General features: G+C 71.1%; 10 protein-coding genes. 7 read left to right on the plus strand and 3 right to left on the minus strand.

Annotated elements, in window-relative coordinates; translation table 11 throughout:
• Positions 1-17 precede the first annotated feature (17 nt).
• Genes ACWDAS_RS32890 through ACWDAS_RS32900 form a run of 3 tightly spaced genes read right to left on the minus strand, consistent with a single transcriptional unit; the run spans position 18 to position 2,928 of the window.
• Positions 18-929 (minus strand): ATP-binding cassette domain-containing protein, encoded by a 912-nt coding sequence (locus ACWDAS_RS32890; RefSeq protein WP_450398236.1) that lies wholly within the window; start codon positions 927-929, stop codon positions 18-20.
• Entirely contained in the window at positions 926-1,921 is a 996-nt protein-coding gene (locus tag ACWDAS_RS32895) for an ABC transporter permease (protein ID WP_450398238.1), read from the minus strand. Before ACWDAS_RS32895 ends, ACWDAS_RS32890 begins: the two co-directional genes overlap by 4 nt.
• A gap of 5 nt (positions 1,922-1,926) precedes the next feature.
• Positions 1,927-2,928: a substrate-binding domain-containing protein gene (locus ACWDAS_RS32900; protein WP_450398240.1), complete on the minus strand. Its 1,002-nt coding sequence runs from the start codon at positions 2,926-2,928 to the stop codon at positions 1,927-1,929.
• 261 nt (positions 2,929-3,189) lie between these two features.
• Here ACWDAS_RS32900 and ACWDAS_RS32905 point away from each other — a divergent pair, with 261 nt between their 5' ends.
• The 7 genes from ACWDAS_RS32905 to ACWDAS_RS32935 all read left to right on the plus strand — a co-directional run bounded on the left by ACWDAS_RS32905 (position 3,190) and on the right by ACWDAS_RS32935 (position 15,391).
• The gene (locus ACWDAS_RS32905) at positions 3,190-4,200 is read left to right on the plus strand and encodes a carbohydrate kinase family protein (RefSeq protein ID WP_450398242.1); all 1,011 of its coding nucleotides are present in this window, start codon (positions 3,190-3,192) and stop codon (positions 4,198-4,200) included.
• A 137-nt stretch (positions 4,201-4,337) separates the two neighbouring features.
• Positions 4,338-6,752, plus strand: coding sequence for a glycoside hydrolase family 32 protein (locus ACWDAS_RS32910; RefSeq protein ID WP_450398244.1), 2,415 nt, complete (start codon positions 4,338-4,340; stop codon positions 6,750-6,752).
• 481 nt (positions 6,753-7,233) lie between these two features.
• Entirely contained in the window at positions 7,234-10,485 is a 3,252-nt protein-coding gene (locus ACWDAS_RS32915; RefSeq protein ID WP_450398246.1) for a LamG-like jellyroll fold domain-containing protein, read from the plus strand.
• A gap of 116 nt (positions 10,486-10,601) precedes the next feature.
• Complete coding sequence (locus ACWDAS_RS32920) at positions 10,602-11,690, plus strand: ABC transporter substrate-binding protein (protein WP_450398248.1); 1,089 nt, start codon at positions 10,602-10,604, stop codon at positions 11,688-11,690.
• Between the two features lie 98 nt (positions 11,691-11,788).
• The gene (locus ACWDAS_RS32925) at positions 11,789-13,402 is read left to right on the plus strand and encodes a sugar ABC transporter ATP-binding protein (RefSeq protein ID WP_450398249.1); all 1,614 of its coding nucleotides are present in this window, start codon (positions 11,789-11,791) and stop codon (positions 13,400-13,402) included.
• On the plus strand, positions 13,395-14,363 hold the full coding sequence (locus tag ACWDAS_RS32930; RefSeq protein ID WP_450398251.1) for an ABC transporter permease: 969 nt from the start codon (positions 13,395-13,397) through the stop codon (positions 14,361-14,363). The genes ACWDAS_RS32925 and ACWDAS_RS32930 overlap by 8 nt, the downstream gene beginning before the upstream one ends.
• Complete coding sequence (locus tag ACWDAS_RS32935) at positions 14,360-15,391, plus strand: ABC transporter permease (protein ID WP_450398253.1); 1,032 nt, start codon at positions 14,360-14,362, stop codon at positions 15,389-15,391. Before ACWDAS_RS32930 ends, ACWDAS_RS32935 begins: the two co-directional genes overlap by 4 nt.
• Positions 15,392-15,400 lie beyond the last annotated feature (9 nt).

Raw genomic sequence — 15,400 nt, forward strand, 5'->3', positions numbered from 1 at the left:
GATGCCGGGGACGTGGATCAGCTCCCCCGCACGCCGGCCGCCGTGGCCGCGTCACTGTCCGCCACGACGGTACCGCCGTCGGGGCGCACGGTGAGCGCGCCGGTCATGATGGCCACCACCTCGGCCATGGTGTAGTCCGACGGCTTGATCACGGCCTCGCGCCTGCCGAGCCGGTGGACGTGGATGCGGTCGGCGATCTCGAAGACGTGCGGCATGTTGTGGCTGATGAGGATGACCGGCACGCCCTTGTCCCGTACCCGGCGGATCAGGTCGAGCACCTGCCCGGACTCCTTGACGCCCAGGGCCGCCGTCGGCTCGTCCATGACGACGACGCTGCGAGCCCAGGCGGCGGCGCGGGCGACCGCCACGGCCTGCCGCTGGCCGCCGGAGAGCGTCTCGACCGGCTGCGCGAGCGAGCCCACTCCGACCTTCAGCTCCGCCATGTGCGCCGCGGCCTGCCGGCGCATGGCCTTCTTGTCGAGCATGCGGAACACCGACCCGAGCACGCCCGGGCGGCGGATCTCCCGTCCGAGGAACATGTTGGAGGCGATGTCCATGGACGCGGCGACGGCGAGGTCCTGGTACACCGTCTCGATGCCGTACGCCCGTGCCTCCTGCGGTCCGGCGAACCTGATCGGCCTGCCGTGCAGCCGGATCTCGCCGGCGTCCGGCACCAGTGCGCCGGTGAGTGCCTTGATGAGGCTGGTCTTGCCCGCGCCGTTGTCGCCGATGACGGCGAGCACCTCGCCGGGCATGAGGTCGAAGTCGGCCTCGTCGATCGCGGTGACGTGCCCGTAGCGCTTGACCAGCCCGCGCGCGCTGAGGACGGGTGTCGGCGCGGCGGCCTCCGCTGCGGGCTCGGGCTCCGGGCGGTGGGCGGTACCCGCGTCGCGGGCCGCCGGGTCGTCAGAGGAGGCGGGGCCGCTCATCGGGTGCCCTTTCGCGAGAGCTGGTCGACGGTGACCGCGAGGATCACCAGGACGCCGGTGACCAGTGTCTGGTAGATGGACGAGACGCCCATCAGCTGCAGGCCGTTGCGGAAGACACCGACGATGAGCACGCCGACGAACGTGCCGAGCACGGTGCCGCGCCCGCCGAACAGGCTCGTGCCGCCGAGCACCACCGCGGTGATGCTGTCGAGGTTGTCGGTCTGGCCGGCCTGCGGGTCGCCGACCCCGGTCCGCGACACCAGCAGCAGGGCCGCGATCCCGTAGACGAGTCCGGCCACCGTGTAGACGCCGACGGTGAGCCGGGACACGCGGATGCCGCTGAGGCGGGCGCTCTCCGCGCTGTTGCCGAGGGCGTAGACGTGCCGGCCCCAGGCGGTGCTGCTCAGCGCGTAGGCGAAGCCGAGGAAGAGGGCGACGGTGACCAGCGACCCGTATGTGACGTCGGTCCGGCCGAGCGGGAAGGTGCGGCCCAGCGCGGTGAGCGGCCCGGGGAGACCGGTGACCGTCTGCTCGGCGGAGTAGATGTGGGTGAGCGCGAAGGCCACGTTGAGCATGCCCAGCGTCACGATGAACGGCGGCAGCGGGACGACCCGGACCAGCAACCCGTTGACCAGCCCGAACACACCGCAGGCCAGAATGCCGATACCGATGGCGAGCGCCGGCGGCAGCGGCCCCTCGACGGCGAGCTTGGCGATGAGGATGCCGCCGAAGGCCATCACGGCACCGCAGGACAGGTCGATCCCGGCGGTGAGGATGATGAGCGTCTGGCCGATGGCGAGGGTGCCGACGACCATGACCTGCTGGAGGATCAGGGAGAAGTTGCCGCCGGAGAGGAACTGGTCGGTGGTCAGGGAGAAGAAGACCGAGGCGAGGACCAGGGCCGCGAACGGCCCCGCGGCGGGGGCCGTGAGGAGCCGCCGCAGGGCGGTCGACTCCTTCGCGGCCACGGGGAGCGAGGTGGACACGGTCACCGTGCTCAGCCCCAGCAGTTCTGCAGGCCGAAACCGGTGTCCTTGGACTCCGTGCCCGTCTGCTGCTTGTCGGTGATCAGGGTGACGCCGGTGTCGGTGTAACCGCTGCTCTTCTTGCCGCTCTTGGCGTACTCGGCGACCGCCTTGACACCGTCGGCGGCCATCTTCAGCGGGTACTGCTGCGAAGTCGCCGCGATCTTCCCGTCCTTGACCGCCTGCACGCCGGTGCAGCCGCCGTCGATGGCGACGATCATGACGTCCTTCTCGCGTCCCTTGGCCTTGACGGCGGTGTAGGCACCGAGCGCCGCGGGCTCGTTGATCGCGTAGACGAGGTTGATGTCCGGCGCCTTCTGCAGGCAGTTCTCCATGGCGGTCTGGCCCTTGGCCTGGTCGCCGCCGGTGTCCTGGGAGCAGACGATCGAGGGGTCCGAGGCGCCGACGCCGAAGCCCTTGATGAAGCCCTCGTGCCGCTGCACGCCCACCGACACGCCGGGGGCGAGGTCCAGCGTGGCGATCTTCGCCTTCTTGCCGGCCATGGCGGCCTTGGCGTACGCGCCGATGAGTTCGCCGGCCTTCACGTTGTCGGTGGCGAAGAGGGCGTCGGCCGCGTTCTCCGGCTCCGGCGGGGTGTCCAGGGCGATGACCAGCACACCCTTGGCGCGGGCCTTCGCGATCGCGGGGACGATGGCCTTGGAGTCGTTGGGGGTGATCAGCACGCCCTTGACGCCGGCGGCGACCATGTTCTCCAGGGCGGTGACCTGGCCGGCGTTGTCGCCGTCGAACTTGCCCGCCGCGGTGGTCAGCTCGACGTTCTCGCTCTTGGCGGCCTGCTCGGCGCCCTCCTTCATCTTGACGAAGTAGGGATTGGTGTCGGTCTTGGTGATCAGGCCGACCTTGACCTTGCCCCCGGAAGGGGAGCCACCACCGGAACCGGCTCCGCAGGCCGCCAGGGACAGGGCGAGGCCGGCGGCGCCGATGACGAGGGCCGGGCGGGCTCTACGGGACATGTGCGACTCCTACGGGAAGCAGTGAGCGGGACGACCGTGCAGCGCTGCGGGCGGCGAGAGACATCGCCGGAGTCGGTGCCATCGTTGACACATGTCATCGTTGACACCGCTTGCGGAGGATGATGGACTCCCGCTCCGGCAACGTCAATGCCTTGTGGCGAACACGAGTTGGCAACACAACGGATCGTCACCCACGGGCGCCGCCCGGCCCGCGGGTCGGCCCCGACCCCCGCCCCACGTCCCACCTGGAGGAACCCTCGCATGCAGCCGCGTCCGGTCACTGTGCTGGGAGAGTGCGTCGCCGACGTCTTCGCCGTCCCCGGTTCCCCACTCCCGCCCCCCTCGGGGCAGGGCCCCTCCCGGGGCGCGGAGCAGGGCCTGAGCCTGCGCGTCCTCCCCGGCGGAGGCCCCGCCAACACCGCTGTGGGCCTGGCCCGTCTCGGCACGCCGACCCGGCTGCTGGCCCGGCTGTCGGGCGACGTCTTCGGCCGGCTGTTCCGCGGTCATCTGCTGGACTCGGGCGTGGACCTGTCGGACGCGACGGCCGCGGCCGAACCCAGCACACTCGCGGTCGCCGACGTGGACACCGGAGGGCAGGCCGCGTACTCCTTCCACGCCGAGGCCACGGCGGACTGGCAGTGGACCCGCGAGGAACTGGACCGGGCCGACCTGAGCGGAACGGCCTGCGTGCACTCCGGCTCGCTCGCGCTGGTCCGCGAGCCGGGCGGCCCACTCGTGGAGGAGCTGCTGACCAGGGCGCGGAGGCACGCCACCGTCAGCATCGACCCCAACGTCAGGCCCGCCCTGGTCGACCCGGACGTCTACCGTGAGCGACTGCCCCGCTGGTGCGCGGTGGCGGACATCCTGCGGCTGAGCGAGGACGACCTCGGCGCGGTGGCGCCGGGCACGGCGGCCGAGGCGGCCTGCGACGAGTTCCACGCGGCGGGCGCGCGACTCGTCGTGGTCACCCGCGGCGCGCACGGCGCACTCGCGTCGCTCGACGGACGGCGCGTATCGGTTCCCGGCGTGCCGACGCGGGTCGTCGACACCGTGGGCGCCGGCGACTCCTTCACCGCGGGACTGCTCCACTTCCTCGGCGGGCGCGGCCTGCTGGGTGGCCGGCTCGACCGACTCGAACCGGCCGAGGTCGCGGCGGCCTGTGCGTACGCCGTCCGCGTCGCCGCGCTGACCTGCGCAGTCGCCGGTCCCAACCCGCCGTGGGCGCACGAAGTCACAGCCGGTCGCGGCGGCCAGGACGCGACCATCTGCTGATCGACAGTCAGAATTCGATCTCGCCTGCACAGTTGACGCACCCCCGACGCACACCCATCATCTGACATCGATCGGATGTCAGCGATGACATGTGTCAACGATGACACTCAGCACCGATGTCCAGAGAGTGGGTTCACATGCGTCGAAGAGTCGGGGCCCTGCTCGCCGCCCTGATCGCGGGCCTGGCCGCGCTCCTGCCGACCACACCCGCGGTCGCCGGGACCGTCTGGGACTATCCCGAGTTCCCGTATCCGGCGACGACCTACAGCGAGCCGTTCCGCGGCCAGTTCCATTTCAGCTCGCAGTCGGGCTGGATGAACGACCCCAACGGCCTGGTCTACGCCAACGGGCTCTACCACTTCTTCTACCAGCACAATCCGCACGGCCTGGCCTGGGACACCATGCACTGGGGTCACGCCACCAGCCCTGACCTGGTGCACTGGACCCAGAAGCCGATCGCGCTCGAGCCCGGGGTGCACTCCGGCACGCTCTTCTCCGGCGGCGGCGTCGTCGACAAGGACAACACCTCGGGGCTCAAGACCGGGTCCCTCGACCCGATCGTGGTGTTCTCCAACACCGACGGCGTCAGCATCTTCTACAGCAACGACAACGGGCAGACCTTCCAGGCCTACGACAAGGGCCGCAAGCAGATCACCATCCCCGACGAGAGCCGCGACCCAAAGGTGTTCTGGGACGCGGCCCGCCATCGCTGGGCCATGGTCGTCTGGTCCAACCAGGGCGGCAACGGCGTGAACATCTACACCTCGCCCAACCTCCTGGACTGGACTCCCGCCAGCCGCTTCCAGGCACCCTGGCTCTTCGAGTGCCCCGACATGTACCCGCTGGACCTGGACGGCAAGACCGGGCAGCAGCGGTGGGTGCTGACCTCGGCGTCCAGCCAGTACGTCGTCGGCACCTTCGACGGAACGGCCTTCCGCACCGACTGGACCCAGCCGCAGCGGATGGACCTGGGCACCACCTACGCGGGCGGCACGTTCTACGCCGCCGAGACGTTCACCAACACCCCTGACGGCCGCACCGTGCAGATGGCCTGGCAGGGCGGCAACCGCGGCAGCACCTGGACGGGCAACTCGACGTTCCCGGTGACGCTCGGCCTGGTGACCACCCCGGACGGGCCGCGGATCACCCGTACCCCGGTCGCCGAGCTCTCCTCGCTCGCGTCGGAGACCAGGAGCTGGAAGAACGAGACGGTCAACGCGGCCAAGGGCGGCAACCTCTTCGGGAGCATCAAGGCCGACACCTACGAGATCACCGCCCAGTTCGACGTGCAGGGCGCGACGGCGACGCGGTTCGGTTTCGACCTGCACAGCCGCTCCGACGGCACCGCCGACCGCAGCGTGGTGTACGACACGGCCGAGCAGACCCTCCAGGGGAAGCCGCTCAAGCCCAGGAACGGCAAGGTCACGTTGCGACTGCTGGTGGACCGGGGCCAGCTTGAGATATTCGGCGACGGCGGACGGTACTCCCTTTCCGACAACGTCGACTTCGACTCCGCGGCGGACAGCCAGGGCATCCGGCTCTTCGCTGTCGGCGGCAAGGTGAAGCTGGACAGCGCGACCTTCACTCGTCTCAACACCAGCTGGGGAACCGCCCAGTCCACCCTGCTGAGCAATCTGAAGGGCCCCTGGCACGCCGCGGGCGGTTCGTGGACCGACGTCGGCGGCGGCAAGCGCGCCTCCACCAGTGGCGACGGCTTCTACATGAGCGCGGGCAGCGGCGGCGATGCCGTCTACCAGGGCGACATCACGCTCGACACCGCGCGTGCCGGCGGCCTGACCTTCCGGGCCAACGCCTCCGGTGCCGGCTACACGGCGACGCTCGACACCAGCGGTGTGGTCAAGCTGTGGCGTCCGGGCAAGGACATCGCCGTCCAGGCGGCACCCATCAGCGCCGGCCGCACCTACCACGTGAAGGTGCAGACCGACGGCCCCCGCATCCGGGTCTGGCTGGACAACGGTGCCGATCCGGTCATCGACGCCACCGACAGCACCTACGCCGACGGGCTGTTCGGCGTGAACGTCTACAACGGCGCCGCGACGGTGCAGAACCTCAACACCGGAACGGGCGGTTTCTCGGCCTTCCCCGCCGGGAGGTGGACACCGCACGGCGGCACCTGGACGGTCACCCCGGCCGGACTGAGGGGCAGTTCGTCGCAGGACGGCTTCTACCTCAGCGACCGCACGGGCGGCGACTTCACCTACGAGGGCGACCTGTCCGTCACGAACGGCACCGCGACCGGCCTGACCTTCCGGGCGAACGCCTCGGGTGCCGGCTACACGGCGAACATCGACACCAGTGGCGTGGTCAAGCTGTGGCGGCCGGGCCGGGACATCGCCACGTACGCCACGCCGATCATCGAGGGCCGCACCTACCACCTGAAGGTGCGCACCGACGGCTCCCGCATCCGGGTCTGGTTCGGCGACGGCGCCGATCCCGTCATCGACGCGACCGACGACGCTTACACCAGCGGCATGTTCGGGGTGAACGGCTTCGCGGCCAACACCCTGGCGCAGAACCTGACCGTCGGCTGACCAACGGAAGGCCCCCCGGGGGCAGGCCCCATGTGCCGGTCCCGGGGCGGTCCTTCCGCCCCCTGTCTTTCCAACGTTGGACAATCCCTGGTCACCCCGCGGGATGCCGGTCCGTGCCCTGTCAGGTTAACTCCGCCCAGGTCAGGGCTATTTCACGGACGGTCCGACCTCGCTCCGGCATGCCCCGGCACGGCCCCGGAGGCGTTCACGACGCGCCCGCAAGCCTTCTGACGACCCGTTGGCGAGCTTCTGCGCGGGGTCTGGACACGGGGGCGGGGCCTGATTTCATGCTCTCCGCGCCCGAAGTTTCCAACGTTGTACAACCTCGTTTCGCACGTGTCACCGCTCTTGGTCCCAGGCACTTCACACACCTGACCCGCAACTTTCCAGTCCAGGCGTCGACGACTCCCACGGAAGGTGCACCATGAGTCCTGGCCGACGACGTACCGCTCGGTTTGCGCGTTTTACCGTCCTGGTATCGATGCTCCTCGGCGCGGCCCTGCTGACCCCGCCCTCGGCGGTCGCCCGGCCCAGCGCCACCACCGACACCACCGCCGCCTCCGCCTCCGCCGACACGGGCCTGCGCGGCGACTACTACCGGATGTCCAACGGCACGGCCCTGGACTTCGCCCAGTACACCGGCACCCGGATCGACGACTCCCTGTACGTCGACGACCTGCTGCCCACCCTGAAGGCGTACGCCGGCACCACCGACAACGTCGCCGTGCGCTGGACGGGCCGGCTGGACGTGCCCGCCGACGGCGCGTACACGTTCTACATCAAGGGCGACAACGGCTTCCGCCTGTCTCTCGACGGCGCGAGCGTGATCGACCACTGGACCACCGACTGGGACGTGCAGACCACCTCGGAGCCGGTGACCCTCACCGCCGGGCTGCACGAGATCTCGGTGGACTACAACCAGGGCAACGGCGGCGCCTACCTGCACACCGAGTGGTCGGGTCCGGGCTTCGACCGCCGGCCGGTGCCGGACTCGGCCCTCCACCTGCCGGACGGCTTCGCCCCCGCCGACGCCGAGGCCTCCGTGGCGGCCACCGGCCGCACCGCCACCATCGAGCTGGGTTCCCCCGTGACCGGGCTCCCCGTCGGGGCCGCCGCGCACCTGGCCCTGCTGTCCGGCGGCACCCGGTGGTCGGCCACGGTGTCCCGGGACCCCGAACACCCCTCCCGGCTGGTGCTGAAGCCCGGTGAGTCCGACGCGCCGGTCTCCCTCCACGCCGACGTCCGCGTCAGCTACGACGGCAAGGGCGGCATCACCACCGCGGCCGGCGACCTGGGTCCGTTCTCGGTCGTCGCCCGCAACGACTCCACCTGGTACTTCCAGACCAAGTGGGCCAAGGACGTCTCCCCGTCCCACCCGCTGCCCGACTACCCGCGGCCGCAGCTCACCCGCGAGCAGTGGAAGAACCTCAACGGGACCTGGCAGTTCCAGCCGACCGAGCAGGACGCGACGCTCCCCCGCGGCCCGCTGAGCGGCAGCATCGTCGTCCCCTACCCGATGGAGTCGGGTCTGTCCGGCGTCGCCCGGCACCACGACTGGTCGCTGTACCAGCGCAGCTTCACCGTGCCGGACGACTGGCGGGTCCGCTCGGGCAACCGGCTGAACCTCAACTTCGGCGCCGTGGACTACGAGGCCTGGGTGTACGTCAACGGCCGGGAGGTGGCCCACCACACCGGCGGCTACCAGGCGTTCACGGCCGACGCCACCGACGCGCTGACCGGGCGCGGGCCGCAGACGCTGACGGTGAAGGTCCGCGACACCACCGACGACCGCTACGCCCTCGGCAAGCAGTCCCGCAACCCCAGCGGCATCTGGTACACGCCGACTTCGGGCATCTGGCAGACCGTCTGGATGGAGCCTGTCCCCGAGGCTTCCGTGGGCTCCCTGGTGCTGACCCCGAACGTCGCGGACTCCTCGCTCTCCGTCACCGTACGGCCCGGTGCGGGCACCTCCCCCGGAGCCAAGGTCACCGCCACCGCCCGCACCCGTGACGGCCGCAAGGCCGGCTCGGTGACCGGCACCGCAGGCACCGCACTGCGGATCCCGATCCCCCGCGCCCACCTGTGGAGCCCCGACGACCCGTACCTGTACGACCTCGACGTCACCCTGACCGACGGCAAGGCCAAAGACCGGGTGGGCTCGTATTTCGGGATGCGGTCGATCGAGGTGTCCCCGGCCGGCGGCACCAACCGGATCAAGCTCAACGGCAAGCCGGTGTTCGTGCTCGCCACCCTCGACCAGGGCTTCTGGCCGGACGGCCTTTACACCGCGCCGACCGACGAGGCCCTCAAGTACGACCTCGTCCAGCACAAGAAGCTCGGGTTCAACGCGGTGCGCAAGCACATCAAGGTCGAGCCCGCCCGCTGGTACTACTGGGCGGACAAGCTGGGCCTGATGGTCTGGCAGGACATGCCGAGTCGCAACACGGCCGCCGCGGGCACCCCGGAGACGCAGACCTTCATCGACCAGGTCCACCAGATCGTGGACCAGCACATCAGCAGCCCGTCCGTCGTGGTGTGGACGATGATGAACGAGGGCTGGGGCGAGTGGAGCAAGCAGGCGACCGGCGACCTCGCCGACGCCGTCAAGCAGCAGGACCCCTCGCGCCTGGTCGACGCGCACTCCGGCGTGAACTGCTGCGCCTCCAAGGGCGACTCGGGCCGTGGAGACATGATCGACTTCCATGACTACCACGGCCCGGCCAGTCCGGCCCCCGACGACACCCGCGCCGCCGTCGACGGCGAGCACGGCGGCTACTCCTACCTCGTCCCCGGTCACATCCTCGGCACGGCGGGCGGCCAGGACTACGGCGACGCCGCCCACAGCAAAGAGGAACTGACCGCGGCCTACGTGGAGAACACCCGCAAACTGCTCCGTCCGGCGGCCTGCGGCCTGTCCGGATCGGTCTACACGCAGATCACCGACGTCGAGGGCGAGCTCAACGGCCTGATCACCTATGACCGCGACGTGGTCAAGGTGATCCCCGAGCAGGTGCGGGACGTCAACCGCCAGGTCATCGCGGCCGGTGCCACCGCCGGCGGGGTGGACGTCCCGCCCGGGACGCCCGGGGCACAGGGCGTCGGCTGGTGGCCCCTGCACGAGGGGTCGGGCACCGTCGCCGAGGACGTCGCGGGCGGCCACGACGGAACCCTCACCGGCGGAACGAGCTGGACGACCGGCCCCAACGGCGGCGCCCTGCAACTGGACGGCCGCACCGGATTCGTCGACACCGGCGCCTCCGTCCTGGACACCGACACCCACGACTACTCGGTGGCCGCCTGGGTCCGGCTGGACGACAAGGGGCACTTCAGCACGGCGGTGTCGGTCGACGGCGGCACCAACAGCGCCTTCTACCTGCAGTATTCGCAGGCCGACCGGAGGTTCGCGTTCAGCTTCGCCGGCAGCCGGGCGCTGGCGGCGGGGATCGGCGAGCCGGAGGCCGGCCGCTGGTACCACCTGGTGGGCAGCTACAGCCACCGCGACGGCCGCCTGCGGATCTACGTCGACGGCAGCGAGGCCGGTTCGGTCCGGGCCTGCAACGCCGAGGGCCCCTCGGGCCACCTGGTGATCGGCCGCGGCAAGTACGGCGGCAACCTCGTCGACTACTGGGGCGGCGCGATCTCCGACGTGCACGCCTACGACCGCGCGCTGAGCGCGGCCGAGGTCGCCTCGCTGGCGGCCCGCGAACCCGCCGCGCCGACGACGGCCCGCTGACCACCGGCGGCCCGCCCCGTCACGGGGGCGGGGCGGGCCGCCCCTCCCGGGCCCCTGCCGGAGCCCCGCACTTCCCCGATCAGGTCGTACACCGCTCTTCGAGGAGTTGAACGTCCATGAGCACCTCCCGTACCACCCGCATACTGGCCGTCGTGTGCCTCACCGCCGCTGCCGCCCTGAACGCCACCTCCTGCGCCAAGGAGGAGGGCTCCGGCACCGCCGCCCCCGCCTCGTCCGAGGGTGCCCAGGTGGTGCAGTCCCCGTCCGCGTCCGCCGCCGGCGGTGACGGCTGCACCCTGCAGACCTACGGGGCGACCAAGCTCGACCTGAAGAACGCGGTCGTCGGCTTCTCGCAGTCCGAGAAGGAGGCGAACCCCTTCCGCATCGCCGAGACGCAGTCCATCAAGGACGAGGCGGCCAGACTCGGCGTCAAGAAGCTCCTCACCACCAACGCGCAGTCGCAACTGCCCAAGCAGATCAGCGACATCCAGGACATGCTCGCCCAGGGCGCCCAACTGCTGATCGTCGCCCCGCTCAACTCCGACGGCCTGGAGCCCGCCCTGCAGGCCGCGGCGGCCAAGCACGTACCCGTGATCACCATCGACCGCAAGATCAACGCCACCGCCTGCAAGGACTACGTGGCCTTCCTCGGCTCGGACTTCGTCGAGCAGGGCAAGCGCGCCGCGGACCAGATGATCGACGTCACCGGCGGCAAGGGCAAGGTCGCCATCCTGCTCGGCGCCTCCGGCAACAACGTCACCACCGACCGCACCAAGGGCTTCGTCGACGAGATCAAGGCCAAGGCCCCCGGCCTGAAGATCGTGGCCCAGCAGACCGGAGAGTTCGCCCGCGACAAGGGGCAGCAGGTGATGGAGCAGCTGATCCAGTCCAACCCCGACATCACCGCCGTCTACGCGGAGAACGACGAGATGGGCCTCGGCGCGGTCACCGCGCTCAAGGCGGCCGGCAAGAAGCCCGGCAAGGACGTCAAGATCGTGTCCATCGACGGCACGCGCAACGCCGTGCAGGCCCTGGCCAACGGGCAGTACAACGGCGTCATCGAGTCCAATCCGCGCTTCGGACCGCTGGCCTTCGCCACCGCGCAGAAGTTCTTCGCCGGCGAGGTCATCCCGGAGGACGTGATCATCTCCGACCGGGCCTACGACGCGTCCAACGCCAAGGACTCGCTGGCCGGGGCCTACTGAGCCCCCGCGCAGGCCGCCCGGTCCTCCTCCCCGGCCGGGCGGCCGGCCCGTCCCGCACCCCTCGGCTCTCCGACACCGCGAACCCCTGGAAGGCCCCTATGGCACCCTCCGAAGCGGCACCCGCCGCACCGCCCCCCGATCCGGGCAGTCCCACCGCCCCCGCGGTGCTGGAGGCCGTCGGCATCGGCAAGCGCTTCCCCGGTGTGGTGGCGCTCGACGACGTCTCCTTCACCCTGCGCCGCGGCGAGGTCCACGCACTCGTCGGCGAGAACGGCGCCGGCAAGTCCACCCTCATCAAGGTCCTGACCGGGGTGCACCGCCCGGACGCCGGCGAGGTGCGGCTCGACGGCGGTCCGGTCGTCTTCGCCCGGCCCGCCGATGCCCAGCACTCCGGAGTCACCACCATCTACCAGGAGGTCAACCTCGTCCCGCTGATGAGCATGGCGCGGAACATCTTCCTGGGCCGCGAGCCCAAGAACCGCCTCGGCCTCGTCGACTTCCCCCGGATGCACCGGGAGGCGGCCGCGCTGCTGGCGGGCTTCGGCGTCACCGCCGACGTCCGCCGCCCGCTCGGCAGTCTCGGCGTCGGCACCCAGCAGATGGTGGCGCTGGCCCGCGCGGTGTCGGTGCGGGCCAAGGTCGTGGTGATGGACGAGCCGACCTCCGCGCTGGAGCCGCGTGAGGTCGAGACGCTCTTCCGCGTCATCGACGACCTGCACGGCCGCGGCATCTCCGTCCTGTACGTCAGCCACCGGCTGGAGGAGCTGTACCGGATCTGCGACCGGGTCACCGTGCTCCGCGACGGGCGGCTGGTGCACACCGGCGATCTCGCGGACCTGGACCGGATGCAACTGGTCGCCATGATGCTCGGCCGTGAGGTCTCCGAGGTGCGCCGGCACGGCCGGACCAGCTTCGGCGAGGACCACCACCCCGACCGCAAGCCCGTGCTCACCGCCACCGGGCTGCGCCGTCGTCACGTACTGGACGACATCTCCCTCGAACTGCACCCCGGCGAGGTACTGGGCCTGGCCGGGCTGCTCGGCTCCGGGCGCAGCGAGACCGCCAAGGCACTGGCCGGGGCGCTGCCGCTGGACTCAGGATCGGTGACGGTGGCGGGCCGCGGGCTCGGACGCCCCTCCCCCGCCGCCGCGATCCGGGCGGGCATCAGCCTGCTCCCCGAGGACCGCAAGGCGGAGGGCGTCGTCCCCGGTCTGTCGGTGCGGGAGAACATCGTGCTCGCCGCCATGCCGCGGCTGTCGCGGGCCGGGGTCGTCTCGCGTGCCCGCCAGGACCGCGTCGTCGGCATCTTCATGAAACGCCTGCGGATCAAGGCCTCCAGCCCCGAGCAGAAGGTCGGCGAGCTCTCCGGCGGCAACCAGCAGAAGGTGCTGCTGGCGCGGTGGCTCTGCGTGGAACCGAAGGTGCTGCTGCTCGACGAGCCCACCCGGGGAATCGACGTGGGGGCCAAGGCCGAGGTGCAGGCGCTGGTGGACGAACTGGCCCAGGAGGGACTGGCGGTGCTGCTCATCTCCTCCGACATCGAGGAACTCGTGGAGGGCGCCGACCGGCTGGTCGTCCTGCGCGGCGGCGCGGTGGCCGGCGAGCTGACCGGGGAGCGTGTCGGCGAGGGGGAACTGCTGGAGGTCCTCGCGGCCCACGCCCCCGCCGCGGAGAACGGCACCGGCGGCGAGGAGGTGCGGCACGATGGCTGAGCTCTCCCCCGCCGTGCGGCGCGGCCAGATCAGGCTCCCCTCCTCCGCCTGGTTCCAGGCGTACGGGGTCTACGCGGCGGTGGCCGTGCTGGTGGTCTTCAACGCGGTCTTCACCGACCACTTCCTCACCGCGGACAATCTGCGGACGCAGCTGGTGCAGGTGGCCCCGGTGGTGATCGTGGCACTGGGCATGGCGCTGGTGATCGGCACCGAGGGAGTGGATCTGTCGGTGGGGTCCGTGATGGCCCTGGCCGCCGCCCTGCTGCCGCTGTACCTGGGTTACGGACTGCTCCCCGCGCTCCTGGTGGCGCTTGCCGCCGGGGCCGTGGTCGGCGCGGTCAACGGCACCCTGGTGGCGGTGGTGGGCCTGCAGCCGATCGTGGCCACCCTGGCGCTGTTCGTGGGCGGCCGGGGGCTGGCCCTGGTCCTCGCCGACGGTCAGCTCAAGCAGATCGCCAACCCCGGCCTGCTGGGCCTCGGCACCGACGACGTCCTGGGCATCCCCGTGGTGGTGCTGATCGCCGCCGTGCTGGCGCTGCTGGTCGCCGGGGTCGTGCACCGCACCACCTTCGGCCGCCAGCTGGTCGCGATCGGCGGCAACCGCGCCGCCGCGGGGCTGGCGGGACTGCCCGTGCGCTGGGTGCTGATCGGCGTGTACGTGCTCTGCGGGGTGCTGGCCGCCCTGTCCGGGGTACTGGCCACCGCGCGCCTGACGGCCAGTGACCCGTCCACGCTGGGCACCTTGATGGAGCTGTCCGCGATCACCGCGGTGGTGGTGGGCGGCACTCCGCTCACCGGCGGATCGGTGCGTGTGCTGGGCACGGTCTGCGGCGCGCTGCTCATGCAGCTCCTGCGGGCCACCCTGGTCAAGCACGATCTTCCGGACTCCACCGCGCAGATGGCCCAGGCCGTCATCATCCTCGTCGCCGTCTACGTCGCCCGGGAGCGTCGATCCCGATGAAGTCACCCGCCACGCCCCGCAGCGCCGGGGCAACGCCGCAACCGCCCGCCGTGGCGACGGCCGGTACCGGCTGGGACCGGCGGCGGCCGGCCGTCCTGGTGCAGCGGCAGGGCGTCCTCGCCGTCCTGCTGGCTCTGGTGCTGGTCTCCTCCTTCGTCTTCCCTTCCTTCGGCACCCTCGACAACGCGCAGAACATCACCGTGCAGGCGTCGTTCCTCGCGGTGGTGGCGCTGGGCATGACGCTGGTCGTCATCACCGGCGGCATCGACCTGTCGGTCGGCTCGGTGTTCGCGCTCGGCGGGGTGCTGGCGGCCTGGGCCTCGCAGTACGGACTGCTGCCCGCGCTGCTGCTGCCGCTCGCGGTGTGCGGCCTGCTCGGCACCGTGCAGGGCCTGCTCATCGCGCGTGCCGGCATGGCCCCGTTCATCGTCACACTGGCCGGGCTGCTGGCCGCCCGCGGTCTGCTGCTGGCGCTCACCAAGGAGGGCGCGAACACCTATCTGGTGCCGCACGGTTCGGCCTTCGCCAAGCTGGGCCAGGGCACCGTGGCGGGGTTCGGCTACCCGGTGCTGATCGCGCTGGCGCTGTTCGCCGCCGGGGGGCTCGTGCTCCAGCGCACGTCCTTCGGCCAGTCCCTCTTCGCGGTGGGCGGCAGCCCGGACGCGGCCACGTTGATGGGCCTGCCGGTGGCCAGGACCCGGGTTCTGGTCTACGCGGTCAGCGGACTGCTGGCGGGCTTCGCCGGCGCGCTCAACGCCGCCCGGCTGTCGTCGGGTGTGACCATCATCGGCGTCGGCATGGAACTGGACGCCATCGCCGCCGTGGTCATCGGCGGCACCCTGCTGATCGGCGGCTCCGGATCGGTCAGCGGCACCCTGTGGGGAGTGCTCGTCCTGGCGGTCATCCAGAACCTCATCAACCAGATCGGCTCCCTCAACTCGTCCTACCAGTCGGTCGTCAGTGGCGCGTTCCTTATCGTGGTGGTCGTGGCCCAGCGGTATCTCGCGCGGGGACCGCGCACCACATGATCGCGCCGG

The organism is Streptomyces sp. NPDC001070 (assembly GCF_053598835.1).